The organism is Alphaproteobacteria bacterium (assembly GCA_040220875.1).
Lineage (GTDB): Bacteria > Pseudomonadota > Alphaproteobacteria > JAVJVX01 > JAVJVX01 > JAVJVX01.
Genome location: JAVJVX010000006.1, coordinates 500,400 through 526,333, shown reverse-complemented (window position 1 = coordinate 526,333; position 25,934 = coordinate 500,400). Strand labels below are relative to the sequence as shown.

Annotated in this window: 30 protein-coding genes; 20 read left to right on the top strand and 10 right to left on the bottom strand. The window is 66.9% G+C overall.

What is annotated here, in order from left to right:
• Positions 1 to 433, top strand: a 433-nt coding sequence (locus RLQ26_08500) for a zinc-binding dehydrogenase (GenBank protein ID MEQ9088767.1), incomplete at its 5' end; no start/stop codon positions are given.
• A gap of 7 nt (positions 434 to 440) precedes the next feature.
• Here RLQ26_08500 and rho read toward each other — a convergent pair.
• The 4 genes from rho to hemE form a co-directional block, all read right to left on the bottom strand.
• Positions 441 to 1,697, bottom strand: coding sequence for a transcription termination factor Rho (gene rho, locus RLQ26_08495; GenBank protein MEQ9088766.1), 1,257 nt, complete (start codon positions 1,695 to 1,697; stop codon positions 441 to 443).
• Between the two features lie 422 nt (positions 1,698 to 2,119).
• Positions 2,120 to 2,572 (bottom strand): protoporphyrinogen oxidase HemJ, encoded by a 453-nt coding sequence (gene hemJ / locus RLQ26_08490; protein MEQ9088765.1) that lies wholly within the window; start codon positions 2,570 to 2,572, stop codon positions 2,120 to 2,122.
• Between the two features lie 34 nt (positions 2,573 to 2,606).
• The gene (gene hemH / locus RLQ26_08485; GenBank protein MEQ9088764.1) at positions 2,607 to 3,683 is read right to left on the bottom strand and encodes a ferrochelatase; all 1,077 of its coding nucleotides are present in this window, start codon (positions 3,681 to 3,683) and stop codon (positions 2,607 to 2,609) included.
• A complete protein-coding gene (gene hemE / locus RLQ26_08480; GenBank protein MEQ9088763.1) occupies positions 3,680 to 4,714 on the bottom strand; it encodes a uroporphyrinogen decarboxylase in 1,035 nt (344 codons plus the stop codon). The genes hemH and hemE overlap by 4 nt, the downstream gene beginning before the upstream one ends.
• Positions 4,715 to 5,134: 420 nt before the next feature.
• On the opposite strand from hemE, the gene RLQ26_08475 reads away from it, so the two are divergent.
• From RLQ26_08475 to dnaQ, 5 genes are read left to right on the top strand one after another with little or no spacing between them, the layout of a single operon-like run.
• A complete protein-coding gene (locus RLQ26_08475) occupies positions 5,135 to 5,953 on the top strand; it encodes a pyruvate, water dikinase regulatory protein (GenBank protein ID MEQ9088762.1) in 819 nt (272 codons plus the stop codon).
• Positions 5,950 to 6,597 carry a Maf family protein gene (locus RLQ26_08470; protein MEQ9088761.1) on the top strand — a complete coding sequence of 216 codons (648 nt, stop codon included), beginning with the start codon at positions 5,950 to 5,952 and terminating at the stop codon, positions 6,595 to 6,597. The genes RLQ26_08475 and RLQ26_08470 overlap by 4 nt, the downstream gene beginning before the upstream one ends.
• Positions 6,597 to 7,535, top strand: a complete 939-nt coding sequence (locus RLQ26_08465; protein ID MEQ9088760.1) for a shikimate dehydrogenase — start codon at positions 6,597 to 6,599, stop codon at positions 7,533 to 7,535. The genes RLQ26_08470 and RLQ26_08465 overlap by 1 nt, the downstream gene beginning before the upstream one ends.
• The gene (coaE, locus tag RLQ26_08460; protein MEQ9088759.1) at positions 7,532 to 8,185 is read left to right on the top strand and encodes a dephospho-CoA kinase; all 654 of its coding nucleotides are present in this window, start codon (positions 7,532 to 7,534) and stop codon (positions 8,183 to 8,185) included. Before RLQ26_08465 ends, coaE begins: the two co-directional genes overlap by 4 nt.
• Positions 8,173 to 8,844, top strand: a complete 672-nt coding sequence (dnaQ, locus tag RLQ26_08455; protein ID MEQ9088758.1) for a DNA polymerase III subunit epsilon — start codon at positions 8,173 to 8,175, stop codon at positions 8,842 to 8,844. Before coaE ends, dnaQ begins: the two co-directional genes overlap by 13 nt.
• On the opposite strand, the gene secB is transcribed toward dnaQ, so the two are convergent.
• Together secB and RLQ26_08445 are read right to left on the bottom strand one after the other, a co-directional pair.
• Entirely contained in the window at positions 8,841 to 9,329 is a 489-nt protein-coding gene (secB, locus tag RLQ26_08450) for a protein-export chaperone SecB (protein MEQ9088757.1), read from the bottom strand. The genes dnaQ and secB overlap by 4 nt on opposite strands.
• A 37-nt stretch (positions 9,330 to 9,366) precedes the next feature.
• On the bottom strand, positions 9,367 to 9,987 hold the full coding sequence (locus RLQ26_08445; GenBank protein MEQ9088756.1) for a histidine phosphatase family protein: 621 nt from the start codon (positions 9,985 to 9,987) through the stop codon (positions 9,367 to 9,369).
• A gap of 250 nt (positions 9,988 to 10,237) precedes the next feature.
• Between RLQ26_08445 and RLQ26_08440 the strand changes: the two genes are divergently transcribed.
• The 7 genes from RLQ26_08440 to RLQ26_08410 all read left to right on the top strand — a co-directional run bounded on the left by RLQ26_08440 (position 10,238) and on the right by RLQ26_08410 (position 16,381).
• Positions 10,238 to 10,933 (top strand): Tim44/TimA family putative adaptor protein, encoded by a 696-nt coding sequence (locus tag RLQ26_08440; GenBank protein ID MEQ9088755.1) that lies wholly within the window; start codon positions 10,238 to 10,240, stop codon positions 10,931 to 10,933.
• A gap of 115 nt (positions 10,934 to 11,048) precedes the next feature.
• Positions 11,049 to 12,323, top strand: a complete 1,275-nt coding sequence (locus tag RLQ26_08435) for an MltA domain-containing protein (protein MEQ9088754.1) — start codon at positions 11,049 to 11,051, stop codon at positions 12,321 to 12,323.
• Between the two features lie 118 nt (positions 12,324 to 12,441).
• Positions 12,442 to 13,215: a (Fe-S)-binding protein gene (locus tag RLQ26_08430; GenBank protein ID MEQ9088753.1), complete on the top strand. Its 774-nt coding sequence runs from the start codon at positions 12,442 to 12,444 to the stop codon at positions 13,213 to 13,215.
• A gap of 1 nt (position 13,216) precedes the next feature.
• Positions 13,217 to 14,644, top strand: a complete 1,428-nt coding sequence (locus RLQ26_08425; protein ID MEQ9088752.1) for a LutB/LldF family L-lactate oxidation iron-sulfur protein — start codon at positions 13,217 to 13,219, stop codon at positions 14,642 to 14,644.
• Positions 14,641 to 15,378: an LUD domain-containing protein gene (locus RLQ26_08420; GenBank protein MEQ9088751.1), complete on the top strand. Its 738-nt coding sequence runs from the start codon at positions 14,641 to 14,643 to the stop codon at positions 15,376 to 15,378. Before RLQ26_08425 ends, RLQ26_08420 begins: the two co-directional genes overlap by 4 nt.
• The gene (locus RLQ26_08415) at positions 15,378 to 16,007 is read left to right on the top strand and encodes a Smr/MutS family protein (GenBank protein ID MEQ9088750.1); all 630 of its coding nucleotides are present in this window, start codon (positions 15,378 to 15,380) and stop codon (positions 16,005 to 16,007) included. The genes RLQ26_08420 and RLQ26_08415 overlap by 1 nt, the downstream gene beginning before the upstream one ends.
• Complete coding sequence (locus tag RLQ26_08410) at positions 16,004 to 16,381, top strand: helix-turn-helix domain-containing protein (GenBank protein ID MEQ9088749.1); 378 nt, start codon at positions 16,004 to 16,006, stop codon at positions 16,379 to 16,381. Before RLQ26_08415 ends, RLQ26_08410 begins: the two co-directional genes overlap by 4 nt.
• Here RLQ26_08410 and hslU read toward each other — a convergent pair.
• Both hslU and hslV read right to left on the bottom strand, forming a co-directional pair.
• Positions 16,371 to 17,681, bottom strand: coding sequence for an ATP-dependent protease ATPase subunit HslU (hslU, locus tag RLQ26_08405; protein MEQ9088748.1), 1,311 nt, complete (start codon positions 17,679 to 17,681; stop codon positions 16,371 to 16,373). The two genes, RLQ26_08410 and hslU, sit on opposite strands and share 11 nt — an antisense overlap.
• 51 nt (positions 17,682 to 17,732) lie before the next feature.
• Positions 17,733 to 18,290 carry an ATP-dependent protease subunit HslV gene (hslV, locus tag RLQ26_08400; GenBank protein ID MEQ9088747.1) on the bottom strand — a complete coding sequence of 186 codons (558 nt, stop codon included), beginning with the start codon at positions 18,288 to 18,290 and terminating at the stop codon, positions 17,733 to 17,735.
• A 194-nt stretch (positions 18,291 to 18,484) separates the two neighbouring features.
• On the opposite strand from hslV, the gene hisB reads away from it, so the two are divergent.
• The 7 genes from hisB to chrA are packed head-to-tail and all read left to right on the top strand — an operon-like array spanning position 18,485 to position 23,419.
• The gene (gene hisB, locus RLQ26_08395; GenBank protein MEQ9088746.1) at positions 18,485 to 19,072 is read left to right on the top strand and encodes an imidazoleglycerol-phosphate dehydratase HisB; all 588 of its coding nucleotides are present in this window, start codon (positions 18,485 to 18,487) and stop codon (positions 19,070 to 19,072) included.
• A gap of 39 nt (positions 19,073 to 19,111) precedes the next feature.
• On the top strand, positions 19,112 to 19,771 hold the full coding sequence (gene hisH / locus RLQ26_08390; protein MEQ9088745.1) for an imidazole glycerol phosphate synthase subunit HisH: 660 nt from the start codon (positions 19,112 to 19,114) through the stop codon (positions 19,769 to 19,771).
• A 15-nt stretch (positions 19,772 to 19,786) separates the two neighbouring features.
• Positions 19,787 to 20,521 (top strand): 1-(5-phosphoribosyl)-5-[(5-phosphoribosylamino)methylideneamino]imidazole-4-carboxamide isomerase, encoded by a 735-nt coding sequence (gene hisA / locus RLQ26_08385; GenBank protein MEQ9088744.1) that lies wholly within the window; start codon positions 19,787 to 19,789, stop codon positions 20,519 to 20,521.
• Positions 20,521 to 21,291, top strand: coding sequence for an imidazole glycerol phosphate synthase subunit HisF (hisF, locus tag RLQ26_08380; protein MEQ9088743.1), 771 nt, complete (start codon positions 20,521 to 20,523; stop codon positions 21,289 to 21,291). Before hisA ends, hisF begins: the two co-directional genes overlap by 1 nt.
• A 60-nt stretch (positions 21,292 to 21,351) precedes the next feature.
• Positions 21,352 to 21,669, top strand: a complete 318-nt coding sequence (locus RLQ26_08375) for a phosphoribosyl-ATP diphosphatase (protein MEQ9088742.1) — start codon at positions 21,352 to 21,354, stop codon at positions 21,667 to 21,669.
• 30 nt (positions 21,670 to 21,699) lie between these two features.
• Complete coding sequence (locus RLQ26_08370; protein ID MEQ9088741.1) at positions 21,700 to 22,062, top strand: histidine triad nucleotide-binding protein; 363 nt, start codon at positions 21,700 to 21,702, stop codon at positions 22,060 to 22,062.
• Between the two features lie 25 nt (positions 22,063 to 22,087).
• Complete coding sequence (gene chrA, locus RLQ26_08365) at positions 22,088 to 23,419, top strand: chromate efflux transporter (protein MEQ9088740.1); 1,332 nt, start codon at positions 22,088 to 22,090, stop codon at positions 23,417 to 23,419.
• Between the two features lie 6 nt (positions 23,420 to 23,425).
• Here chrA and RLQ26_08360 read toward each other — a convergent pair whose 3' ends face one another.
• Together RLQ26_08360 and gshB are read right to left on the bottom strand one after the other, a co-directional pair.
• Entirely contained in the window at positions 23,426 to 24,934 is a 1,509-nt protein-coding gene (locus RLQ26_08360; protein MEQ9088739.1) for a YifB family Mg chelatase-like AAA ATPase, read from the bottom strand.
• A gap of 17 nt (positions 24,935 to 24,951) precedes the next feature.
• Complete coding sequence (gene gshB / locus RLQ26_08355) at positions 24,952 to 25,917, bottom strand: glutathione synthase (GenBank protein MEQ9088738.1); 966 nt, start codon at positions 25,915 to 25,917, stop codon at positions 24,952 to 24,954.
• Positions 25,918 to 25,934: the final 17 nt, after the last annotated feature.

Sequence of the window (25,934 nt, the reverse complement as noted above, 5' to 3'; positions counted from 1 at the left end):
CGCCCATGGCTGCGATCACCCGATCCTGTACCGCGACGAGGATTTCGTCGCCCGGGTGCGCGAGATCACCGACGGCAAGGGCGTGCCTGTCGTCTACGACAGTGTCGGCAAGGACACCTTCATGAAATCCCTCGACTGCCTCGCACCGTTCGGGATGATGGTGAGCTACGGCAACGCGTCAGGGCCCCCCGATCCCATCGCGCCGCGCGAACTGATGGTGCGCGGCTCGCTCTATCTCACGCGGCCGATGCTCGATCACTACGCGCGCGACCCGAACGATCTGCGCACGGCCGCGGCCGCGCTCTTCGATGTCATGGCCAAGGGCGCCGTCAGGCCCATGATGGATTTCGAATATGCCCTGGCCGATGCTGCCCGGGCGCACGCCGATCTCGAGGCGCGCAAGACGACAGGATCGGTGATCCTGATCCCCTGATCCCGCTCTACTGATTCATGGAATCGAAGAAATCCTGATTGGTCTTGGTTTCCCTGAGCTTGCCGAGCAGGAACTCCATCGCGTCCACGACACCCATCGGCATCAGGATGCGGCGCAGCACCCACATCTTGGAGAGCGTGCCCTTGTCCACCAGCAGCTCTTCCTTGCGCGTGCCGGAACGCGTGATATCGATCGTGGGGAACACGCGCTTGTCCGACAGCTTGCGGTCGAGAATGATTTCCGAGTTGCCGGTCCCCTTGAACTCCTCGAAGATCACCTCGTCCATGCGCGAGCCCGTGTCGATCAGCGCGGTCGCTATGATCGTCAGCGAGCCGCCTTCCTCGATATTGCGCGCAGCGCCGAAGAACCGCTTGGGACGTTGCAGCGCGTTGGCGTCCACGCCGCCCGTCAGCACCTTGCCCGAACTCGGCACGACCGTGTTGTAGGCGCGCGCGAGCCGGGTGATGGAATCGAGCAGGATCACGACAACGCGCTTGGGCTCGACGAGGCGCTTGGCCTTCTCCGCCACCATCTCGGCAACCTGCACGTGGCGCACGGCCGGCTCGTCGAAGGTGGAACTGATGACCTCGCCCTTGACCGAGCGGTCCATGTCCGTGACCTCCTCCGGGCGCTCGTCGATCAGCAGCACGATGAGATAGACCTCGGGATGCGCTTCGGTAATGGCGTGCGCGATATTCTGCAGCATCACCGTCTTGCCGGTTCTGGGCGGCGCCACGATCAGGGCGCGCTGGCCCTTGCCCAGGGGCGCGATCAGATCGATCACCCGGGGCGTGATGTCCTTCGAGGTCGGGTCGCTGCTTTCCAGATGGAGTTTTTCGTCCGGGTAAAGCGGGGTCAGGTTGTCGAAATTGATCCGGTGGCGGGTTGAATCCGGCTCTTCGAAATTGATCTTGTTGACCTTGAGCAGCGCGAAGTACCGCTCGCCATCCTTGGGCGCGCGGATCTCGCCCTCCACAGTGTCCCCGGTGCGCAGGCCGAACCGCCGGACCTGACTCGGGCTCACGTAAATATCGTCCGGGCCGGGCAGATAGTTCGCCTCGGGCGAACGCAGAAAACCGAAGCCGTCCTGGAGAATTTCGAGCACGCCGTCGCCATAGATGGAGACGTCCTTCTCCGCGAGTTGCTTCAGAATGGCAAACATCATGTCCTGCTTGCGCAGGCTGCTCGCGTTTTCAACCTCAAGCTCTTCCGCGTAATCGAGGAGTTCCTTGGGGGTTTTCTGTTTCAGTTCCTGAAGCTGCATGGGTTCTGTCCGGAATGAGGCGCCGAGGGAGGCCCGTTCAGATCCGGCTTTGCCGGAAGACGCCGGCGCATTGCGCCGGTGGGGTCCCAGTATCGGCCGCCTTGTTTAGATGGCTCTGTCGAGCGGGGCGGGATGAGTGGATTTTCAAATTTCGTCCGGAGATTTCCGGGGTTAACAGGGTGCGTGACCTTCGTGAAAAACGGTTTGAAAGCGTGTCGGAGTTGGGGGAAGACAGACCGGAACGGCCTTTTTTGTTATGCCCCGCCGCAGGCGGTCCTGGAGAAATGCGTCAGGCCTTTGGTGGGGAAGTGATTTCCGGCGGCACGCTCGGCCCCGGCGGGACCGGGACCGGTTGTCGGAAACCACCCTGCTTTATCCAAAAAAGCCCCTCTTTGTCAAATGAAGGTTTCGCGACGGCCGGGCTAGAAGGGCCGCACCACGGCCAGCAGGACGATTCCCACCATCAGCAGGGTCGGTGCTTCGTTGACGAGGCGGTAGAAATCACGGCTCCTCGTGTTCCGATCGGCCGCGAACAGCCGGCGCCATCTGGCCATCGCCATATGGGACCAGAAGAGCAGCGCCAGCAGGGCAAACTTGGCGTGCATCCAAGCTTCCGCCCAGAGCCCGCCATGCACGAACAGGAGCAGGCCGAAGATCAGGCTCGCGATCATGGCCGGATTCATGATCCCGCGCAGCAGGCGGCGCTCCATGACCTTGAATGTCTCCGACTTGTCCGAACCGGGCGCCGCCTCGGCGTGATAGACGAAGAGCCGCGGCAGGTACAAGAGCCCGGCCATCCAGGCGATGACGCTGATGATGTGAAGCGCGCGAATCCAAGGATAGGCGTCGCCGAGAAATCCGATCCACTGGGTCATGTCGCCGTCCTCCTGCCTGTGAGCCGCGCCGCCATCATAGGGACCTCATCGGGCATTGCACCGCCTCCCCGGCACAGCGCCGACGGCCGTCATCGGAAGCGACCGACACTGCCCGGCCCTGCGCCTGGCGGGCGAGGCGGGCCAGCGCATCGATGAAGGGCGCCTCGGCGTCGACGGTCGCCACCCGGATATAGATGGGCACGCCCGCCTCCCGGGCCAGTTCCCGATATTCCTTGTCGAGCTCGACCAGGGTCTCGGAATGTTCGGAGACGAAGGCGATCGGCACCACCACCAGCGCGACCCGATCGGCGGCCGCGCGGCGGATCTCATCCTCGGTCGCGGGTCCGATCCATTCGAGTGGCCCGACGCGGCTCTGATAGCAGATCGTCCAGTCGATCCCGTCATATCCCCGGCGTGCCACTTCCTTCATCACCGCCTCGGCCGACAGGCGCACGTGATCGGGGTAGGGATCACCCCGGGCGACGGTCTTTTTGGGCAGGCCGTGGGCCGAGAACAGAATCCGGATCGGGCCACTCCCGGCCTCGCGGGCATCCGCCAGCCCGGCCACCAGCCGATCCGCGACGCCCGCGGCGAAGCCATCCAGCGCCGGATAACAGCAGATCGCGCGCGTCGGCGCCGTCAGTCCCACCTGTCCGGCAGCCATATGCCAGTCCCCGAGGGACGATCCCGAGGTCGTCAACGAATATTGCGGGTAGAGCGGGAGCAGCACGATGTCGTCGGGCTCGAAATCACGCACCCGTTCCGCCGCCTCGAGGGCCCGGGGATGCCAGTAGCGCATGGCGATAAAGACCCGCGCCTCCAAATCGTCATCACCGGTATTGAGGGCGTCCTCGAGCGCTCGGGCCTGGGCCTCGGTATTGGGCAGAAGGGGCGAGGCGCCGCCGAGGGTCGCATAGATTTTCCGCGCCACCGGCGCCCGCCGGCGCGAGATCAGGCTCGCCAGGAGCCAGCGAAAGGGCTGCGGCAGACCGATGATCGCGCGGTCGTTGAACAGGTTGAACAGGAAAGGCCTTACCGCATCGGGGCTGTCCGGCCCCCCCAGATTAAATAGCACCACGGCAAGTCGGCGGCGCCGGGACGGCCCGCTCATCGTGATCCCTCCCTGACCAGACGAACGAGTTCGGCCACATGCTCGGGCTCGGTATCGGGCTCGATTCCGTGCCCGAGATTGAAAATATACGGCAGCCCATTGAAGGCCGTTTTGATCCGACCGACCGCGCCCGCCAGCGCCTCGCCACCAGCCGCGAGACGGCGCGGATCCAGATTGCCCTGAAGCACCGCCAGGGGGGCCAGATTGTCCCGCGCGTAATCGAGTGGCACGCCGGGATCGAGGCTCACCCCCGTCACGCCGGTCTCGCGCAGGTAGGCCCCGTAGCGCAGCCCGGCGCCGCGCGGAAACCCGATCACCGGCACATCCGGATGGCGTCGACGGAGCGCCGCGACGAGATCGCGCGTCGCACCGCTCACCCAGCGCCCGAACCCTTCATCGTCCAGAATGCCCGACCAGGAATCGAAAATCTGTATCACCTCGGCGCCAGCCTCGACCTGGGCCGAGAGGTGCTCGAGCGTTGCCTCGCTGATGATCCCGATGAGCTTGCCAAAACTGTCGGGCGCCCGGATCGACCAGTCGCGCACCCGGGTGAAATTGCGGCTGGTTCCCCCTTCCACCATATAGCTCGCAACCGTCCAGGGAGCGCCGGCAAAGCCGATAAGCGCGACCCCGGCGGGGAGGGCCCGCCTGATTCGCCCGACCGCCTCGTAGACCGGCGCCAGACGCTCGCTCACCCCTGTCACATTCAGCCGGTCCAGATCCGGCGCGCCGCCAAGCGCTTCCAGCACCGGACCCTCGCCCTGCCGGAAGGCAACCTTCTGGCCGAGACCGTGCGGAATTACCAGAATGTCCGAAAACAGGATCGCGGCATCGAAGCCATACCGCCGGATCGGCTGGAGGGTGACCTTGGTCGCGAAATCGGGCGAAAAGCAGAGCGAGAGAAAATCACCGGCCTTTTCGCGTACCGCGCGGTATTCCGGCAGGTAGCGCCCGGCCTGGCGCATCAGCCAGACCGGCGGCGTTTCCGGAACGTTTCCGCCAAGCACGTCGAGGAGAGGTTTTGTCGTCATTCGGGCTCCGCCGGCCGAACGCTTATCCGCGCTGTCCCGTGCACTTATCCTATACTTCCCTTAATAAAGAAAAGGTGGTTGTAGGTAGTGAATCCCTGTGAAAACCGGGAATCCTTTTTTATCTCGGTTTTATCCCCATGATTGGTTTTACCCGCCGGGCCCGGATACGGATCATAATCGGCCGATTATCCCGGCTGCCCGGCAGGGTTCCCCCGTGATTCAGGGGTGGGGGATGAAAGCGCAAAGATGCGGGCAGTCACACGGCGGGGGCAACAAAGACGGGTGTGAAACGGGCATTTTATTTTCCGGCCGGGTTTATCCACAAATCCCGGGCGCTTTCATGGCAGGTTATCCCGCGGTATTTTCCCTGATCATATCCGGCCGGACAGGGCCGGGCGGCAGTTTACGAGGGTCCTGCACGTGGCCAATTTCCACCTCCATCTGGTAAGCGACGCAACTGGCGAGACGATCAAGAGCGTCGCGCGCGCCTGCCTCGTTCAGTTCGAAGGGGTGGAGCCCATCGAGCATGTCTGGTCATTGGTCCGCACGCGCGGCCAGCTCGAGCGGGTCGTCCAGGGAATAGCGACCAATCCCGGTGTGGTCATGTTCACCTTCGTGGACGAGAATCTGCGCCAGTATCTCGAAAGCAAATGCCGCGACATACAGATTCCGTGCATCTCCGTCCTGGAGCCGGTCCTGGCCGAACTGACCCGGTATTTCGGGCGGCAGAGCCGGGCCGAACCCGGCCGCCAGCATGTGCTGGATGCGGAGTATTTCACCCGCATGGATGCGATGAATTACGTCATGAGCCATGATGACGGCCAGGTTTCCAAGGATCTCGAGAACGCCGATATCGTGCTTCTCGGCGTGTCGCGCACGTCGAAAACGCCAACGTGCATCTATCTCGCCAATCGCGGGTACAAGGCAGCGAATATTCCGATCGTCCCCGAGGTGCCCTTGCCGGAGATTCTCTTCCAGCTCAAAAGACCGTTGATCGTGGGACTGACCGAAAGCGCGGAGCGGCTGGTCCAGCTTCGGCGCAACCGGCTGCGCATGCTCAACGAGTCCGAGGATACCGGCTATGCCGACCCGGAGCGAATCAAGGCGGAACTGGCCTTCGCGCGTAAAATCTGCCTGCAGAACAAGTGGCCCATTCTCGATGTGACGCGGCGCTCGATCGAGGAAACGGCCGCCGCGATCCTGCAGCTTTACGACCGGCGCGCCGGGCGGATCTCGTGAGCGGGGAAGCGATACCGGACGGACGCCCGCTCATGGGCAGGACCGAGGCGCCGCGCCTTGTGCTCGCCAGCGAAAGCCGGATGCGCCGGCGCATGTTCGAGGCGGCGGGCCTGGTCGCGACGGCCGAGGCGGCGCATATCGATGAGGCCGAGGTCAAGACCTCACTCCTCGCCGATGGTGCCGGGTTCGAGGACATACCGGAAGTGCTGGCCGAGATGAAGGCGCGAAAGGTTTCCGAGCGCCATCCGGGGGCGCTGGTAATCGGCGGCGATCAGGTTCTGGTTTGCGAGGGCCGGCTGTATGACAAGCCGGCCAGCCGCGAGGAAGCGCGCGCGCATCTTCGCGAACTGCGCGGGCGCCAGCACGCGCTGGTGGCCTGCGCCGTCGTGGTCCGCGACGGCGTGCGCTTGTGGCATCACACGGGCACGGCCCGGTTGACCATGCGGCTCTTCGGCGACGGGTTTATCGATCATTACCTGGACGCCGTGGGGCCGCGGGCGTTCGAATCGGTTGGTGCCTATCAGATCGAGGGGCCGGGCGCGCAGCTTTTCCAGAAGATGGAGGGTGACCCTTACACGATCTGGGGATTGCCGCTGCTGGCGCTGCTCGAATTTCTGCGCGAACACGGCGTGGTGGAACGGTGATGCAGGACCCGACCGGCCAGAGGCACCCGGCTGGCGGCGCCGGCGCGCCGCTTCTCCGCGCCGCCGTCCTGGGCTGGCCGGCAAGGCACTCGCTGTCGCCGCTGCTGCACGGCTACTGGCTCGAAACCTACGGCATCAACGGGCGGTATGAAGCGATGGATGTGGCGCCGCCTGATTTCGCGGCGACGCTCGGACGGCTGCAGGCCGAAGGGTATCGCGGGGTCAACATCACCCTGCCCCACAAGGAGGCGGCCCTCGCCTGGGTGGACCGCGCCGACGAGGCGGCGCGCCGGGCGGGCGCCGTCAACACCATCATTTTCGGGGATGCCGGATCGGGCGGCAGTCTCGGCAGCAACACGGACGGCTACGGGTTTCTCGAGAACCTGCGCTCCGCCGGATGGTCGCGGGCGCGCCGGGCGCTGGTGCTGGGCGCGGGCGGTGCGGCGCGCGGCATCGTGGTCGCCCTGCTCGAGGCGGGGACCGAGGAGGTCGTGCTGATCAACCGCACCCGGGCACGCGCGGAGGCATTGAAAGAGGATCTCGGCCATGTCGACGCGACCCTTGCCCGGCGCATCGCGATCCGCGACTGGGCGGCGCGCGAGGCGGCGCTCGAAGACATCTCCCTTCTCGTCAACGCGACCAGTCTGGGCATGACGGGGATGGCGCCCCTTGATCTCCGCCTCGATCGCCTCGCCCCCGGCGCGGCGGTCGCGGATATCGTCTATGTTCCGCTGGAAACCCCCTTGCTGGCCGAGGCGCGCCGGCGCGGCCACCCGGTTGCCGACGGGCTCGGGATGCTGATCCATCAGGCCCGGCCCGGCTTCGAGGCCTGGTTCGGCCATCCGGCCACACCCACGCCCGCGCAGCGCGGGATTCTCGAGGCCGCGCTCCGGCAGCGGGAAGGCACGGGCGGGCAGCCCGGGACCGGCGCAACATGACAGGACATCCGGCCAGGTCACGGCCGATCGTCATCGGCCTCACGGGCTCCATCGGCATGGGCAAATCGTCGACGGCGCGCATGTTCCGCCGCCTGGGCGTTCCGGTCTACGAAGCGGACGCGGCCATTCATCACCTCCTCGCCCCGGGCGGCCGGGGCGTGCTGCCGGTCCGGGCGGCGTTTCCGGAAGCGGATGACGGGCGGGGCGGAATCGACAGGCGCAGGCTGGGTGCGCGCGTCTTCGACGATCCGGCCGCGCTCGCGCGCCTCGAGGATATCCTCCACCCTCTTGCGCGGACGATCGAGGCCGACTTCTTCGCCAGATGTCGCCGCCAGCGCCGGCGCCTTCTGGTTCTCGACATTCCGCTCCTGTTCGAAACCGGTGGCGAGCGCCGCGTCGATCTGACGGTGGTGGTGACCGCGCCCGCCTTCCTCCAGCGCCAGCGCGTGCTGGCGCGCCCCGGCATGACGGCGGAAAAATTCGACCGCATTCGCGCGCGCCAGATGAGTGATGGAGAAAAACGCGCGCGTGCCGACGTTATCATTCACACTGGCCTTGGCTTCGGCCATACGGCGCGCCAGGTTAAGCGACTGGTGCGGGCCTTGACATATCCGGACCGGCAGACAGCGGAAGGGCCATGCGCGAAATAATCCTCGACACTGAAACAACCGGCCTAAACCCCGAAACGGGCGACAGGATTGTCGAAATCGGCTGTATCGAACTGGTCAATTCGATCCAGACCGAGCGCCTTTTCCACGCCTATCTCAATCCCGAACGCGACATGCCGGTGACTGCCTACGAGGTGCACGGCCTGTCCACCGAATTCCTGGCGGACAAGCCGTTATTCGGCGATCTCGTGGAAGATTTTCTGGAATTCATCGCTGACGACAGGCTCGTGATCCACAACGCCGAGTTCGACATCAGGTTTCTCAATGCCGAACTCGCCCGGGTGGACCGGCCGGTTATCCAGCGCCATCGCGTCTTTGACACGCTGGAGCTGGCGCGGCGCAAGTTTCCGGGCGAGCGGGCCAGTCTTGACGCGTTGTGCCGGCGCTTCGGGATCGATCTCTCCAGCCGCGAAAAACACGGCGCCCTGCTCGACGCGGAGCTGCTCTCGCTGGTGTATATCGAATTGACGGGAGGCCGGCAGGGGGGCCTGGCCCTGGCCCCGCAAGGGGCGGCCCGGGAGGACATGGCGCGCATTACGCGCGAGTTTCGCGAACCCCGCGCCTTCCCACCGAGCGCCGAGGAACGTCGCCAGCATGACGAGATGCTGGACCGGATCACCGCCCCGCTCTGGCGGCTCTAGGCGGTACCGCTTGCGCCTTGCGCCATGCGCTCCCGATAGAGCTGCGCGAAATCGATCGGGTTCAGCAACAGCGGCGGATAACCGCCGTTACGCGTCGCCTCGCCCACGATATTGCGCGCAAACGGAAACAGCAGGCGCGGCGCCTCTATGAACAAGAGAGGCTGCAGCGATTCCCTCGGCACATTGCGCACTGCGACCAGGCCGGCATAAACGAGCTCGACGATAAACACGACATCCTCGCCCGCCGTGGCGCGCGCGTTGATGGCGAGGACAACCTCGTGTGCATCGTCCTCGATCGTCCTGGCGCTCGTATTGACATCGACCGAAATGTCGAGCGGGTCCTTCAGATCCTGCATCGTGCGCGGCGCCAGCGGATTCTCGAACGAAAGATCCTTGATGTATTGGCCCCGCACCTCGATCGTCATGCCGGGCACGTCGCCCGTTGCTTGCGGGCTGACACCCGAATTGTCCTGATTGTCTGACATGATTTGCTCTCTCTCGGCTGGGGGCGGCACCGGTCTATCAAGACTCGCGCAAGGTCGCTTGGCAACCCCCGTGCATCGACGCCTCATCCCGCCCCGCTTCCAGCGCGGGCGCCCGCGGATGGATGTGGCCGGCCGCCAGGCGGTGCGTTTCCGCGTTCTCAAGTCCCTGGCCGGTCAGGCTCCGGATAAACCCCCAATGAGAGACGATGCAAAGGCGCGACCAGTCCGGGGCGGCGGTCATCGCCCGGTGGAAGCGATGGCTGCGACGATCGAGCGCCTCCTCGCTCTCTTCGGCCGCGGCCCACCAGATTTCGTCCAGGTGATCGAGCGCGAGGTGCCGCCATTCGCGTGCCAGCACCGAGGCGGGCGTGCCGATGTCGCAGGCGAAAACCGAGCGCTCGCGCACCAGCGGCTCCACCGAAACGGGGACATCGAGGATATCGGCAAGGATGGTCGCGCTTTCAAGCGTCCGGCGGTAAGGGCTCGCCACCAGCCGGGCGGGCCGCCTGTCCCCGGCTTCCCCGGCGAGAACGCGGCCGGCGGCAGCCACCTGGTCGCGCCCCTCGGGCGTAAGCCCGGGGTCCACCACGCCCGGATCCCGCCGGGTTTCGCGGAAGGCCACGTTGAACGGGGTCTCGCCATGGCGGATCAGAATCACGCCGCGCCTCCGATTTGTCGCATTCTCCACCTTTTATTCGTGTTAACCCGTCTTATCTAGGGACTTCAGGGGAACGGGACAATGCCGATCGGGCCCGCCCGGGCCCGATCAGGCCCGGCCGCGTGAGAAGGCTGGGAATCCCTGCTTGAAAGGGTATGCTAGCTCTCGTGCCGACCGACGGGGTGTCGCCCGGAAGAGAGTCCGGCAAATTGGTTTTCGCCAGATCAGCATTCGCCAGATTGGTTTTCGCATGGGCAACGGGTTTCAGTTTCTGGATATCATTCTTCTCGCCATGGTGGCGGGCTTCCTCGTTTTCCGCCTGCGCAGCGTGCTCGGCCGGCGCACCGGTCATGAGCCCGCCCCTCGGCCGGAAGACCGCTTCCGGACGGACGCGGCGGAAACGGCCGCGCAGGAAGCCGGTGAGCGCGCCGGCAACGACAACATCGTGACGCTCCCCGATCGCGTGATCGCGGACGACGCGATGTTCTCCGACGAGGTGCGCGCCGGTCTCCAGGATATTGCGCGCGCCGATCCGCACTTCGATCCGACCGAATTTCTCGCCGGTGCCAAAACCGCCTTCCGCATGATTGTCGACGCCTTCGCGCAGGGCGATCTCGATGCGCTCGAGCCGCTCCTGTCGGCGGACGTGTATCGCGGCTTCGCGTCGGCCGTGGAGGACCGGGCCGACAAGGGCCATGTGCTCGAGACCGAGCTCGTCAACATCAAATCGGCCCAGGTCGTGGAGGCCGCCCTCAAGGGCGGCGCCGCCTCGATCACCGTCAAGTTCGTCTCGGAACAGACCAACGTCACGCGCGACGAGGATGGCGAGGTGGTCGAGGGCGATCCGCATTACGTGGCCGAGATCACCGATCTCTGGACCTTCCAGCGCGACACGGGGTCGGACGATCCCAACTGGGCGCTGACGGCAACCGCGATCCCGTCCTGATTCTCCGGGGCGGACCCGCAGACCCATGACCCCGGCCGGCGACCGCAACCCCGCTCCAGCCCCCGGCGCCCCTGGCGTGCCTGGCATCTCCGGCAGCCGGAGGCGATATCTCGGCATGCTGGCGCTGATCTTCGCTCTCGGCGGCGCCTTGGGCGCGGCCGCTCTCTACGTCCTGAGGCCGGCCACCGTGGTCGAGATCCCGGCCCCCGCCCCGGTGGCCCCGGCGCCGGAAGAAGGGGCGCCGCCGGTCCTGCAGTTCGTGCCGGCCGATTACGCCAGCCTGCCGGGCTGGCCCGAGGCCGATCCCCGTGCCGCCCTCGACGCCTTCAAGCGAAGCTGCCCGGGCATTCTGGCACGTCCCGCAGACTCGCCCTTCCATCTTGGCCGCACCCTGGGCGAGGGGGATGCGGCCCGCCCGGCCGCGCCGGATTTCGGCCCCACCCGCGACTGGCAGGCGGTATGCAGCGCCCTGCCCGAAGGCGGTTTCGGCAGTGCCGCCGCTGCCCGCGCATGGCTCGAGGCGCGCTTCAGCCCGGCGCAGGCGCGTGCCGTGACGGGCAGGGGTACGTCTGCGGCCGGGCTCTTCACGGGCTATTTCGAAGCCAGCCTCGACGGCGCGCTCGCGCCCGATGCCCGCCACCGATACCCCGTTTTCGGCCGGCCCGATGATCTGGTTCTGGTCGATCTCGGCCGGTTCCGGCCCGATCTGCGGGGCCTGTCCATTGCCGGCAAGGTGGCGGAGGGGCGCCTGCAACCCTATGACACGCGAGCCGAAATCGGGACGGACGGACTCGAGGGCCGGGCGCCGGTTCTGGCCTGGGCGGCCGATCCCGTGGATCTCTTCTTTCTTCACATTCAGGGCTCGGGGCAAATTCGCCTGCCCGATGGCAGCGCGCTGCGCGTGGGCTATGCCGCCCATAACGGGCACGCCTATCGCTCGGTCGGCGCCGAACTGCGCGACCGGGGCGTCAACGGCCTGACCTCCGACAAGATCGCGCGCTGGCTCAAATCCCACCCCGAGGAGGCCGCGGCCCTGATGGCGCTCAATGCGCGCTACATATTCTTTCGCCCGATCGACGGGGCGGGCCCCATCGGCGCTGCCGGGGTCGCCCTGACACCCGGCCGCAGCCTTGCAGTGGACCCGGGGTTCTGGGCCTATGGCGTGCCGGTCTGGGTGGATACCCGCAGGCCCGATCTGGACACGCCCGGCGCTGACGGGGGAGCGCTGCGCCGGCTCATGATCAGCCAGGATACGGGCGCGGCCATCACCGGGCCGATCCGGGGCGATATTTTCTGGGGCGCGGGCGAGCAGGCCTGGCACGAAGCGGGGGCCATGCACGCCGAGGGCGGAATTTTCGCCCTCTTGCCGCGGAGGATGGACTCCCGCTAGGAAACCGGCTCCCCCTTGCGCTCGTATCCGCAAGCCGGGATGCTGAACCCGGCCCCGGTAACCCGCCGGCGGCCGACAGCAAATCGCCCATCATCAATCGTCCGAGATATACCGTTCCATGGCTGATCCCGTCTCCCGCCCCCATGTGGCCCTCTTCACCACCTGTCTCGTGCGGCTGTTCCGTCCGTCCGTGGCCGTGGCTGCACTCGATCTCCTCGAACAGGCGGGCTGCCGCGTGTCCATCCCCGATCTTCAGGTCTGCTGTGGCCAGCCGGCCTATAACAGCGGAGACCGCGACGGGGCGGAAGCGGTTGCGCGGGACGTGATCCGTGCCTTCGAGCCGTTCGATCATATCGTCCTTCCCTCGGGTTCTTGCGCCGGGATGATCCGGACCCATTTTCCCGAACTCTTCGAGGACGAGCCCGATATGGCGGACCGCGCCCGAGTTCTCGCGGCGAAGACCTGGGAGTTGACGGCGTTTCTGGACGAGGCGATGGGCGTGGACCTGTCGGGCAGCTACGCGGGCGACGTGACCTTTCACGACGCCTGTGCCGGGCTGCGCGAATTGAAGATCCGCGAGCAACCGCGCCGGCTGCTCGGCCGGATCGACGGGCTCGGTCTGCGCGAAGCCTCGGGCGGCGAGGAGTGCTGCGGATTTGGCGGCACGTTCTGCGTCAAGTATCCCGATATCTCGGCCCATATGGTGGACGAGAAACTCGATCATTTGAGCCGGACCGGGGCCGGGCTGGTGCTGTCCGGCGATCTCGGCTGCCTCCTCAACATGGCCGGGCGCAGCCGGCGCCGGGGCCTGGCGCTCCGGTTCCGTCACGTCGCCGAAATGCTCGCGGGTCGGCTCGATACGCCGGCAATCGGCGAAGAGGCGGAGGGGTGAGATGAAAATCACCTCGCCCGATTTCCCCGCCAATGCTCGCCGCGCGCTGGCCGATGGCGAACTGCAGCGCGCCCTCGGCAATGTGCCCGAAGGCTTCCAGAAGAAGCGCGCGCGGGCGCGCGACGCCCTGCCCGAATTCGACCGGCTCAGCGATCTTGCCGTCGAGATCAAGAATCACACGCTCGACCATCTGGATCTCTATCTCGAGGCATTCGAATCTCGCGTGCACGAGGCGGGCGGGCAGGTTCACTGGTGCAGCGATGCGGCCGGAGCGCGCGAGACGATCATCGCGCTCTGCCGCGCGGCCGGAGCGCGCAGCGTGGCCAAGGGCAAGAGCATGGTGACGGAGGAGATCGCGCTCAACGATGCGCTCGAGGCGGCAGGGATCCGGCCCGTCGAGACCGATCTTGGTGAATACATCATCCAGCTGCGCCACGAACCGCCAAGCCACATCATTGCGCCGGCCATTCATCTCAACAAGGAGCATGTCGCCGATACGTTTCGCGCGAATCACACGGCACTCGACGCGGCGCGCGACCTTGAGGCGCCGGAAAGCCTGTTGTCGGAGGCGCGGCAGATTTTGCGGGAAGAATTTCTCGCGGCCGATGTCGGCATCACGGGCGCGAATTTTCTCATCGCCGAAACCGGGACCGCGACCATCGTCACCAATGAAGGAAATGGCGATCTGTCCCAGACTCTCCCGCCGGTGCAGATTGTGGTCGCCAGCATCGAAAAAATAGTGCCGACCCTTGAAGACGCCATGACGCTGACCCGGCTGCTGGCGCGCTCGGCAACGGGTCAGGAAATGTCGGTCTATACCAGCTTCACGACGGGGCCCCGACGGGCCGACGATCTCGACGGGCCGCGCGAATTCCACGTCGTGCTGCTCGATAACGGGCGCAGCGACCTGCTGGCCGGCCCGATGCGCGACATGCTTCGCTGCATCAAGTGCGCCGCCTGCATGAACCACTGCCCGGTCTATGCCTCGGTCGGCGGGCACGCCTATGGCTGGGTCTATCCGGGCCCCATGGGCGCCGTGCTCACGCCGCAGTTCATCGGGATCGAGGCGGGCGCGCACCTGCCCCACGCGTCCAGCTTCTGCGGGCGCTGCGAGGCGGTTTGCCCGGTGCAGATACCGCTGCCCAGGCTCATGCGGTTCTGGCGCGACCGGGATTTCGCCCGCGCCGGCCCCGTGCGCCGGGACAAGCTGGCGCTTCGGTTCTGGCGCCTGGCCGCCCGCCGGCCCCGGCTCTACCGGCTTGGGGAGAACCTGGCGCGCCGGGCGCTGCGCCTCGCCGCCAGGGCCGGCGGACGGGCAGTGCCGTTTTTCGGCGGCTGGACGAGCGTGCGCGATTTGCCGCCGCCCGAGAAAGCGAGCCTCGCCGCGCTTCTTGCCGCGCGTAACCAAAAGCGGAAATCATCGGTATGACCGGCGGGCGGTCCGACATACTGGCGCGGGTGCGCGCGGCCAACGGGGCGGACGGCCCGGATCCCGCGCGCGCCGCCCGGGTGCGCGAACGGCTTGAGCACCCGCCCGTTCACCTGCGTCCCGACCGGGCCGGCGGCGATCAGGCGGCGCTGCGCCGGTCCTTCATCGCCATGGCCGAGGCGGCATCCGCGAGCGTGGCCGAGCTGGCCGACCTGCATGCCGTGCCCCAGGCGGTGGCCACGTATCTCGCCAAGGAAAACCTGCCGGGCGAAATCATACAGGGCCCCGATCCCGACCTTGCGCGCATCCCCTGGAAGCTCCAATCGCCATTCGCGGTGACGACGGTCGAGCGTCTCGCCGACACGCGCGAGCCCGCCGGTCGCCCCGGCTGGGTCGGTCGGGGCGATGTGCCGGTGCTGACCCGTGCCGCGCTCGGCGTCGGCGAAACCGGGACGCTGGTCTTTTTCTCCGGTCCGGCCGCGCCGGCAAGCCTGAATTTTCTGCCGGAAACCCTTCTCGTGCTGCTCCCGGCGCAAGATCTCGCCCGGCATTACGAGACTGCCTGGGACACGCTTCGAGAGCGCCACGCGCAATCGGGCCGGAATGCCCCGGTACTGCCGCGCGGTGTGCATTTCATCACCGGCCCGTCGCGCAGCGCCGATATCGAGCAGAAGATCCTCCTCGGGGCCCACGGGCCGCGGCGGCTCCATATCCTTCTGGTGGATGAGCTCTGATGGCCCGCCGGCGCCCGCCCGCCCCGCCTGTCCCGGCCGACCGGGCGCTCTGGCAGGAAATCTCGGCCGCCACCAAGCCGTTACGCAAGCGAAACAAAATCGTGCCGTCCCCCGTGCCGTCCCCCCTGGCGTCCCCCGACTCGGTCCCGCCGGCGGCGCCCCCGGCGCGCGCAATGATCCCCCCCCGGCCCTGGCCCGGAGACCCGGTCCCCGCGCCCCAAGCGGCGTCTCCGGCCGAACCCGGTCCCGGCCCGCAGGATCTCCGGGATGCGCGGGCGGCGGGGCTCGACAAGCGGACCGAGATGCGGCTGCGGCGCGGCCTTATGGCGATCGAGGACGAGATCGACCTGCACGGGCTGAGCCGTGCCGAGGCGGCGCCCCGGCTGGCCGATTTCCTGGCGGAGTCCGAGGGGCGGGGCCTGCGCCTGGTACTGGTGATCACCGGGCGCGGCCGGCTTGGCGAGGGCGGGGTGTTGCGCCGCGAACTGCCGGGCTGGCTCGGCCAGGCGCCCAATCGGAGACGGGTTCTCGCGTTCGTGCCGGCGCGGCCGCAGCATGGCGGCGACGGCGCATTCTATGTGCTGCTGCGCCGCCGGCGGGCTCCAGGCAGCGATGGGATCGGGCAATGACCCCTTTCGGGCGCCGGATGCGTGAACTGCGCCAGGCGCAGGGGCTGACACTCAAGGAAATGGCGGCCCGACTCGACGTCTCGGCCGCCTATCTCTCGGCGCTCGAGCATGGCAAGCGGGGCCGGCCCAACCGGGTGTTTCTCATTCAGGTGGTGGGCGTGCTCGGCCTCGACTGGGACGAACAGGACGAAATCGAACGCCTCGCCGTCCTCTCCCATCCGCGTGTGACGGTGGACACCCAGGGCCTGGCGCCCGAAGCGACCCTTGTGGCCAATCTTCTGGCCGAGCGCATCGGCGGACTCGATCCGGAGACGCTCGACGTCCTGCTCGGGATCCTGCGTGGCGACGGCGCCGGGACCCGCCCTAAAGAATGAATTTGGACAGGTCCGTATTGCGCGCGAGCTCGGCCACGTGTAGGCGCACGTAATCGCCGTCCACGGTCATGTGCTCGCCCTGCCGGTCGCTCGCGGTGAAACTCACCTCGTCCAACAGGCGCTCCATCACCGTGTGCAGGCGCCGGGCGCCGATATTCTCGACATTGCTGTTGATTTCCGTCGAAAGGGCCGCAATTTCCGCCACGCCATCCTCGGTAAATTCGAGGGTGAAATCCTCGGTCGCCATCAGCGCCGCGTATTGCTTGATGAGGCTCGCTTCGGGCTCGGTCAGGATACGGACGAAGTCATCCTTGGTCAGCGCCTTGAGCTCGACGCGGATGGGCAGCCGGCCCTGAAGCTCCGGCAGAAGATCGGACGGTTTCGAAATATGGAACGCGCCCGAGGCGATGAACAGGATGTGATCCGTCTTGACCGAGCCATGACGCGTCGTGACCGTCGTGCCCTCGATCAGCGGCAGCAGGTCGCGCTGGACGCCTTCGCGACTGACATCCGCGCCCGCCCGGTCACTGCGCGCGCAGATCTTGTCGACCTCGTCCAGAAACACAATGCCGTTCTGCTCCACCGCCTCGATGGCCTCGCTGACGACCTTGTCCTGATCGAGCAGGCGGTCGGCCTCTTCCTCGACCAGCACGTCATGGGCCTCGGCCACGATCATGCGTCGCTTTTTGGTCTGGCCGCCGAAGGCTTTGCCCAGAATATCGTTGAGATTGATCATCCCCATCTGGCCGCCCTGCATGCCGGGGATATCCATCATCGGCATCTGCAGGCCCGAACCATCGCGCAGTTCCAGCTCCACTTCCTTGTCGTCCAGTTCGCCCGCGCGCAGCATGGTTCGAAACTTGTGCCGCGTCTCGCTGCCCGCGCCCTGGCCGACCAGCGCGTCGAGCACGCGGTCCTCCGCCGCCGCCTCAGACTTGGCACGCACGTCCTTGCGCAGGCGCTCGCGGGTTTCGTGAATCGATACTTCCAGAAGGTCGCGCACGATCTGTTCCACATCGCGCCCGACATAGCCGACCTCGGTAAACTTCGTTGCCTCGATCTTGATAAAGGGTGCCTGGGCCAGCCTTGCCAGGCGCCGGGCGATCTCGGTCTTGCCCACGCCGGTCGGGCCGATCATCAGGATGTTCTTCGGCAGGACTTCCTCGCGCAGCTGTTCGTCCAGCTGCTGCCGGCGCCAGCGATTGCGCAACGCGATCGCCACCGCCCGCTTGGCATCCGCCTGGCCGACGATATAGCGGTCGAGTTCGGAGACGATTTCGCGGGGGCTGAATGTGGGCAAGGGTATGCTCATACGGGGCTCGACAGGTTAGGGGAAAAAAATCAGGCGGCGCTAAAGTTGTTCGACGACGACCGACTCGTTGGTATAGACGCAGATCTTCGCGGCGATTCTCATGGCCCGCTCGGCCACCTCCCGCGCCTCGAGCCCGTCCACCTCGGTCAGCGCGCGGGCGGCGGCCAGCGCGTACATGCCGCCCGAACCGATCCCCATCACGCCGTCCTCCGGCTCCAGCACGTCGCCGGTGCCACTGAGGACGAGGGAGACGTCGCGATCGGCGACGATCATCATTGCCTCGAGACGGCGCAGATAGCGGTCGGTGCGCCAGTCCTTGGCGAGTTCCACGCAGGCCCGCATGAGCTGGCCCGGATGGCTTTCGAGTTTGCTTTCGAGGCGCTCGAAGAGGGTAAAGGCATCCGCCGTGGCCCCGGCGAAGCCGGCGATCACCTCGCCGCCGCCCAGCCGACGCACCTTTCGCGCGTTGGATTTGAGCACGGTCTGCCCCAGCGTGACCTGGCCGTCGCCCGCGATGACCACTTTGCCGTTCTTGCGCACGGAGAGAATCGTGGTGCCGTGCATTCGGGCAAGGTCGGTGGCAGGTGCGGGGGGCATGGGGACTCCGGGGTGAGGGTGGACGGCTTTCCGAATCTGGGTGTTTTTGGCGCAAATTCAAGCCCCTCTGTGGCCTGGCCGTGCTCACGGGCGTTCTCGCGGATTGCCGGCGCTCCACTGGCGCTGCCCTGCCGGAGGTGGTAGGAGAAGGCGGAAACCGGGCCGAAACCGGGCCCGCAACGGAGAGCAGCATCATGCGCCGCGCCACGGTGGACCGCAAAACCAAGGAAACCGAGATCAGCGTCACCGTCGATCTCGACGGGACAGGCGTTGCCGAAATCGAGACCGGCATCGGCTTCCTCGATCACATGCTCGAGCAGCTCGCCCGTCACGGGCTGATCGACCTCCGCGTGCGGGCGCGCGGTGATCTGCATATCGATTTTCATCACACCACCGAGGATACCGGTATCGCCATTGGCGAGGCGGTGGCGCGCGCGCTGGGTGAGCGCAAGGGGATCACGCGCTGGGGCGCGGCCATGATCCCCATGGACGAGACCCTGTCGCGGGTGGCGCTCGACGTGTCCAACCGGCCCTACCTCATCTGGCGGGTCACCTTCAGCAAGCCCAAGCTGGGCGACATGGACACCGAGCTTTTCAAGGAATGGTTTCAGGCCTTTGCCCAGAATGCCGGGATCACGCTGCACGTGGAAAACCTGTATGGCGAGAACAATCACCATATTGTGGAATCGTGCTTCAAGGGCCTTGCCCGCGCGCTGCGTCAGGCGGTCGAGATTGATCCGCGCCGGGCGGATGACGTGCCGTCCACGAAGGGCAAGCTCTAGGCGCACCGGCGCCAGCCACTTTCGCGACAGGAATTCTCGATGACAGTGCTTGTGGTGGATTACGGCTCGGGCAATCTGCGCTCGGCGGCGAAGGCGCTGGAGCACGCCAGCCGCGAAGCCGGCAGCGCCGCGCGGGTCGTGGTCAGCGACGATCCCCGCGCCGTCGCCGGGGCAGACCGGATCGTGCTGCCCGGCGTTGGCGCCTTCGCGGATTGCAAGGCGGGGCTCGAGGCTCTGCCGGGCATGATCGAGGCGCTCGAGGCGGCGGTCGTGGACGGCGGCCGGCCCTTCCTCGGGATCTGCGTCGGCATGCAGCTTCTTGCGACGCGCGGGCTCGAGCACGGGGTCACGCCGGGGCTCGGCTGGATTCCGGGCGAGGTGGTCGCGCTGGCGCAAGAGGATGCCACCGGCCAGCCCCTCGACATTCCCCATATGGGCTGGAACGATCTCGCCTGGCGCGGGACCCCGCATCCGCTTCTCGCCGGGTTGGAGGCCGGGTCACATATGTATTTTGTCCACGGTTACCATTTCGTGCCTGAAAATCCCGCGCCCGTTGTCGCGACCGTCGCCTACGGCCAGGAAATCGCCGCCATGGTGGCGCGGGACAACATCGCCGGCACGCAGTTCCATCCCGAAAAAAGCCAGCGGGCAGGATTGCGGCTGCTCGCCAATTTTCTCGGTTGGCAGCCGCAAGGCTAGGAAGGGGCGCATCCGATGATCCTGTTTCCGGCGATCGACCTCAAGGAGGGCGCTTGCGTCCGGCTGCTTCAGGGCGACATGGCTCGCGCGACGGTCTTCAACACCAGTCCCCGCGATCAGGCCCGGCAGTTCTCCGAGACCGGGTTCGATTGGCTCCATATCGTCGATCTCGATGGCGCCTTCGCGGGCCGGCCGGCCAATGCGGCCGCGGTCGAGGCGATTCGCGCGGCCGTGGATATCCGGCTTCAGCTTGGCGGCGGCATTCGCGATCGCGAGACGATCGCGGCCTGGCTCGACAAGGGCGTGGATCGAGTCATTCTCGGCACCGCCGCGCTGCGTGACCCCGACCTCGTGATCCAGGCGTGCCGCGATTTTCCGGGCCGCATCGCCGTCGGCATCGACGCGCGCCAGGGATTCGTCGCGGTCGAGGGCTGGGCCGAAACGTCGCGGGTAAAAGCACTCGATCTCGCGCTCAAATTCGAGAACGCCGGCGCGGCCGCGATCATCTATACCGATATCGATCGCGACGGCATGATGCGCGGCGCCAATATCGAGGCAACGGTCGACCTCGCCTGGGCACTGACCACGCCCGTCATCGCCTCGGGCGGCGTGTCGACGATGGATGATCTGCGCGAGTTGAAGAACCATGAAAGCGCGGGAATCGAGGGCGTGATCTGCGGCCGCGCGCTTTATGACGGCCGCATAGATCCCGAGGCTGCGCTCGATCTTCTTTCCGCCGGGGACGTCTGATGCTGAAGGCGCGGATCATCCCCTGCCTCGACGTCAAGGACGGCCGCGTCGTCAAGGGAGTGAACTTCATCGACCTCAGGGACGCGGGCGACCCGGTGGAACAGGCCGCGCTCTATGACGCGGCCGGCGCGGACGAGCTTTGTTTTCTCGATATCACCGCCAGTCATGAGGGGCGCGATACGCTTTACGAGGTGGTGGAGCGCACGGCCGAGCGGTGTTTCATGCCGCTGACGGTGGGCGGCGGTGTGCGGACCGTCGAGGATATTCGCCGCCTGCTTCTGGCCGGGGCCGACAAGGTTTCGATCAATACCGCCGCCGTGCACAACCCTGAATTCGTGGCCGAGGCGGCGCGCAAGTTCGGCAGCCAGTGCATCGTGGTGGCGATCGACGCCAAGGCGGTCAACTCTCCCGGCAGCGGCCACAAATGGGAAGTCTTTACCCATGGCGGCCGGCGGGGAACCGGGCTGGACGCGCTCGACTGGGCGGCCCGCATGGTCAATCTGGGGGCGGGCGAGATTCTTCTCACCTCGATGGATCGCGACGGCACGAAATCCGGCTTCGATATCGCGCTGACCCGCGCCGTCACCGACCGCATCAGGGTGCCGGTGATCGCCTCGGGCGGGGTCGGCACGCTCGCCCATCTGGTAGAAGGGGTGCGCGACGGTCATGCGAGCGCGGTGCTCGCCGCCTCGATCTTCCATTTCGGCACGCACACCATTCACGAGGCCAAGGCATATATGGCGGCACAGGGTGTCCCGGTGCGGCTTTAGTGACGGGCGGCGGCAAATCTGCTAGCTGAATGGGCCCCTGGCAGACGAAGGAATCGCCCCATGGCGGAAGCCCCATCACCCGAGATCCTGACCCGGCTGTTCGAGACGATCGAAAAGCGCCGCGGGGCCGATCCCGAAACCTCCTATACCGCCAGCCTGTTCGGGGCGGGCCGGGACAGGATCGCCCAGAAGCTGGGCGAAGAGGCGATCGAGACCGTGATCGACGCCATCAGGGGCGACCGCGCGGCCCTCGTGCAGGAAAGCGCCGATCTGCTCTACCACCTTCTTGTGCTCTGGGCCGAGGCGGGCCTCGATCCGGCCGAAATCTGGAGCGAGCTTCAGGCGCGCACGAAAAAATCGGGCATACGGGGCGAATAACGGCGCCGGACCGGAAGGGAAACCCAGCCCATGGCCTATGACGAAAACAACGTGTTCGCGAAAATCCTGCGCGGTGACCTGCCGTGCGACAAGGTCTTCGAGGATGAGCACACTCTGGCGTTTCACGACATCAATCCGCAGGCGCCCGTCCACGTGCTGGTCATACCCAAGGGCAAATATGTCTCGATGGCGGATTTCTCCGCCAGGGCCAGCGACCCCGAAATCGCGGCCTTCATCCGCACCGTGGGCCAGGTGGCGCGCGACCTCGATCTTGAAGACGGGGGCTATCGCATCCTCGCGAACCATGGCGAGGATGGCGGGCAGGAGGTTCCCCATCTCCATGTCCATATCTTCGCCGGCCGCAAGCTCGGCCCCATGATCTCGCGCGGCTGACGGGCCCGCCCGGCGGGCCCGCGCCATGGCTGAACCCGGCCCCGCACGGCTCCCGCCTCCGGTGCCCTTTGGCGCCGCCCTCCGCGTCTGGATCAAAATCGGGTTTCTGAGCTTCGGCGGACCGGCCGGCCAGATCGCGCTGATGCACCGGCTCATCGTCGAGGAGAAGCGCTGGCTGGACGAAGCGCGTTTCCTGCACGCGCTCAATTACTGCATGCTGCTGCCGGGTCCCGAGGCGCAACAGCTTGCGACCTATATCGGCTGGCTGCTGCACGGCGCCCGGGGCGGGCTCGTCGCGGGGCTGCTTTTCATCCTGCCGGGCCTCGTCATCATTCTGGCGCTCAGTATTCTGTACGGCGCGTTCTTCCATCTCGCCCCGGTCCAGTCGGCATTCCTCGGCGTGAAGATGGCCGTGCTCGCCATCGTGGTTCAGGCCCTCCTCGGTCTCTCGCGGCGCACCCTGACCACCTGGCCCCTCGCCGCCCTCGCCCTGCTCGCCTTTTTCCTCATGTATGCGCTGAACGTGCCGTTTCCCTTCGTCGTGATCGGCGCGGCCCTGGCGGGCGCGATTGCCGGCCGGCGTCCGGGCGTCCTGGGGGACGGCCCGCCCGCGAGCCCGCCGCCGCCGGCCGGCCGCCGGCGCAGCGCGCTGGCGACGGGGGCGGTCTGGCTGGCCCTCTGGCTGGTGCCGGTGGCCGCGCTCTTCCTCATTCTCGGGCCGGAAAACGTCTTCACCCGCCTGGCGCTCTTCTTCAGCCAGATGGCCGTGGTCACCTTCGGCGGCGCCTATGCCGTGCTGGCCTATGTCGCGCAGGAAGCGGTGCAGGGCTACGGCTGGCTCGGCGCTGGCGAAATGGTGGACGGGCTGGGGCTCGCCGAAACCACGCCCGGTCCGCTCATCCTCGTCCTGAATTTCGTCGGATATCTCGCGGCCTACCGGGCGCCGGGCCCGCTCGATCCCGTGCTCGCCGGCACGCTGGGTGTGCTGGTGACGAGCTGGGTGACCTTCGTGCCCTGTTTTCTCTGGATCTTCCTGGGCGCGCCCTGGGCGGAGCAGTTGCGCAGCAGCCCGGCGCTCTCGGCCGCGCTTCGCGCGCTGACGGCGGCCGTGGTCGGCGTCATGGCGAATCTCTCCCTCTGGTTCGCGCTGCACGTGCTCTTCACCGAGACGCGCGTGGCCGCGCTGCCGGCGGGGCTCGGCCGGCTCGAGCTGCCGGTCGTGGCCAGTCTCGATCCCGCGGCGGCGCTGATCGCCCTCGCCGCCCTCGCGGCCGTCTTCATCTTCCGGATGGGAATCGTGGCCCTGATCGTGGCCGCGGCCGTGGCCGGACTCGGCCTCGGATTTTTGCCGGACTAGGCATTGCTAGCCCCTCGGCCGGGCCCGGCGATAGGAGAGCGCCTCGGCGATATGGGTGCGGTCCAGGTCGGGCGCTGCCGCGAGATCGGCGATGGTGCGCGCCACGCGCAGGATGCGGTGATAGCCGCGCGCCGAGAGACGCATTTTTTCCACCGCCTCCGTCAGGAGCGCGCGCCCGGCCGCATCGGGCCGCGCGACCTCGTCGAGCAGCTCGCCATCGGCTTCGGCATTGATGCGGATGCCATGGGGCGCGAAACGCTGGCGCTGGATGTCGCGCGCCCGGGCGACGCGGGCGGCCATTTCGGCCGAGCCCTCGGCCGGCGGCGGCAGGCTCAGCTCGGCGGCGCTGACGGCGCCGACCTCGACATGCAGATCGATCCGGTCGAGCAGCGGGCCGGAGATCTTGTTCTGGTATTCGATGGCGCAGGCCGGTGCCCGCGCGCAGGCGAGCTCGGGATCGCCGAGATGTCCGCAGCGGCACGGGTTCATCGCCGCCACGAGTTGTACGCGGGCGGGATAGGTGGTGTGGCTGTTGGCCCGCGCGATGCTCACCTCGCCGGTCTCGAGCGGCTGGCGCAGGGCTTCGAGGGCGGCGCGGGGAAACTCCGGCAGTTCATCGAGAAACAGCACGCCGAGATGGGCGAGCGAGATTTCGCCGGGCCGTGCCTTGGCCCCGCCCCCAACCAGCGCCACCATCGAGGCCGAGTGATGGGGCGCGCGATAGGGGCGGTTGCGGACCAGCCCGCTTGCCTCGAGCGCGCCGGCGACGGAATGGATCATCGTGATCTCGAGCGCCTCATCGGCCGCGAGCGGCGGCAGAATCCCCGGCAGCCGACGGGCCAGCATCGACTTGCCCGCGCCGGGCGGGCCCGTCATCAGCAGGTTGTGTCCGCCCGCCGCCGCCACTTCGAGGGCGCGCTTGGCGTGCTCCTGGCCCTTGATGTCGCGCAGATCCGGGGCGCCGTCGGCCGCCTCGACCAGGGCTGGGCGGGGCGGGGAAAGAACCTGCATGCCCTTGAGATGGTTGATGAGCGCAAGCAGAGTCGCCGGCGCCAGAATTTCGAGACCCTCCGCCCAGGCCGCCTCGCCCCCCGAAGCGGCGGCACAGACGAGCCCCGATTCCCGCGCCGCCGCGTGAATGGCGGCGGGCAGCACGCCCGCGACGGCGGCGATGCGGCCGTCGAGCGACAGCTCACCGAGCGCAATCATCCCGTCCAGCGCATCGGCCGGCAGCACCTCCATGGCGATCAGCAGGCCGAGCGCGATGGGCAGGTCGAAATGACTGCCCTCCTTGGCCAGGTCGGCCGGGGCGAGGTTGATGGTGATGCGCTTGGGCGGCAGGGCGAGGCCGAGGGCCGAGAGGGCGGCGCGCACGCGCTCGCGCGATTCGGCGACCGCCTTGTCGGGCAGGCCGACGATGGAGAAGGCGGGCAGGCCGCCGGCCACGTGCACCTGCACGTCCACATCGAGCACCTCGATCCCCTGAAAGGCGACGGTTTGGACGCGGGCGACCATCGGCTGGCGGCGTCCGTCTAGACGGGACGTTCGGCATGGCGCCTGTGATAGCGCCGTTCGATCGCGTCCCAGATCTGGGTCTCGATCCTGATCCCGTCGAGCCGGTTGATCTCCTGGATTCCGGTGGGCGAGGTCACGTTGATTTCCGTCAGGTAATCGCCGATCACGTCGATGCCGACGAAGATCAGGCCGCGCTCGCGCAGGGCGGGGCCGATGGCGGCGCAGATTTCCTTTTCCCGCTCAGTCAGCGTCGTGGCCCGGGCCGCGCCGCCGGCGTGAAAATTGGCGCGCGCCTCACCCTCGGGCGGGACGCGGCTGACGCCGCCCGCCGGCTTGCCATCCACCAGAATGATGCGTTTGTCGCCCGCGCGGATTTCCGGCAGGTAGCGCTGCACGATGACCGGTTCGCGGTAGAGCTCGGTAAAGAGTTCGAGCAGCGCGCCCAGATTCTCGTCGTCGGGCTTGAGGTGAAACACGCCGGCCCCGCCATTGCCGAAAAGCGGCTTGACGATGATGTCGTTGTACTCGCGGCGAAAGGCCAGAATATCCTCGCGACTGCTGGTGATCAGCGTGGGCGGCATCACATCGGGAAAATGGGTGACGAAAAGTTTTTCAGGCGCGTTGCGCACATGAACCGGGTCATTCACGACCAGCGTATCGGGGTGGATGTGTTCGAGCAGATGGGTCGCGGTGATATAGGCCATGTCGAACGGCGGGTCCTGGCGCATCAGCACAACATCCATCGTCGCCAGATCGACCACCGAAACATCGCTCAAAGAGAAGTGACTGCCCGCCTGGCGCCGGACCGTGAGTTCCCGCACCCGGGCGTAAAGACGGCCTTCGCGGAAAATCAGGTCCTGCGGCAGGTAATGAAAAAGTGCGTGTCCGCGCGCCTGTGCTTCCAGCGCAAGCACAAAGGTGCTGTCGGCTTCGATGTCGATGCCCTCGATGGGGTCCATCTGGATCGCGACGCAAAGGCTCATGGTCGTTTTCTCGCCTT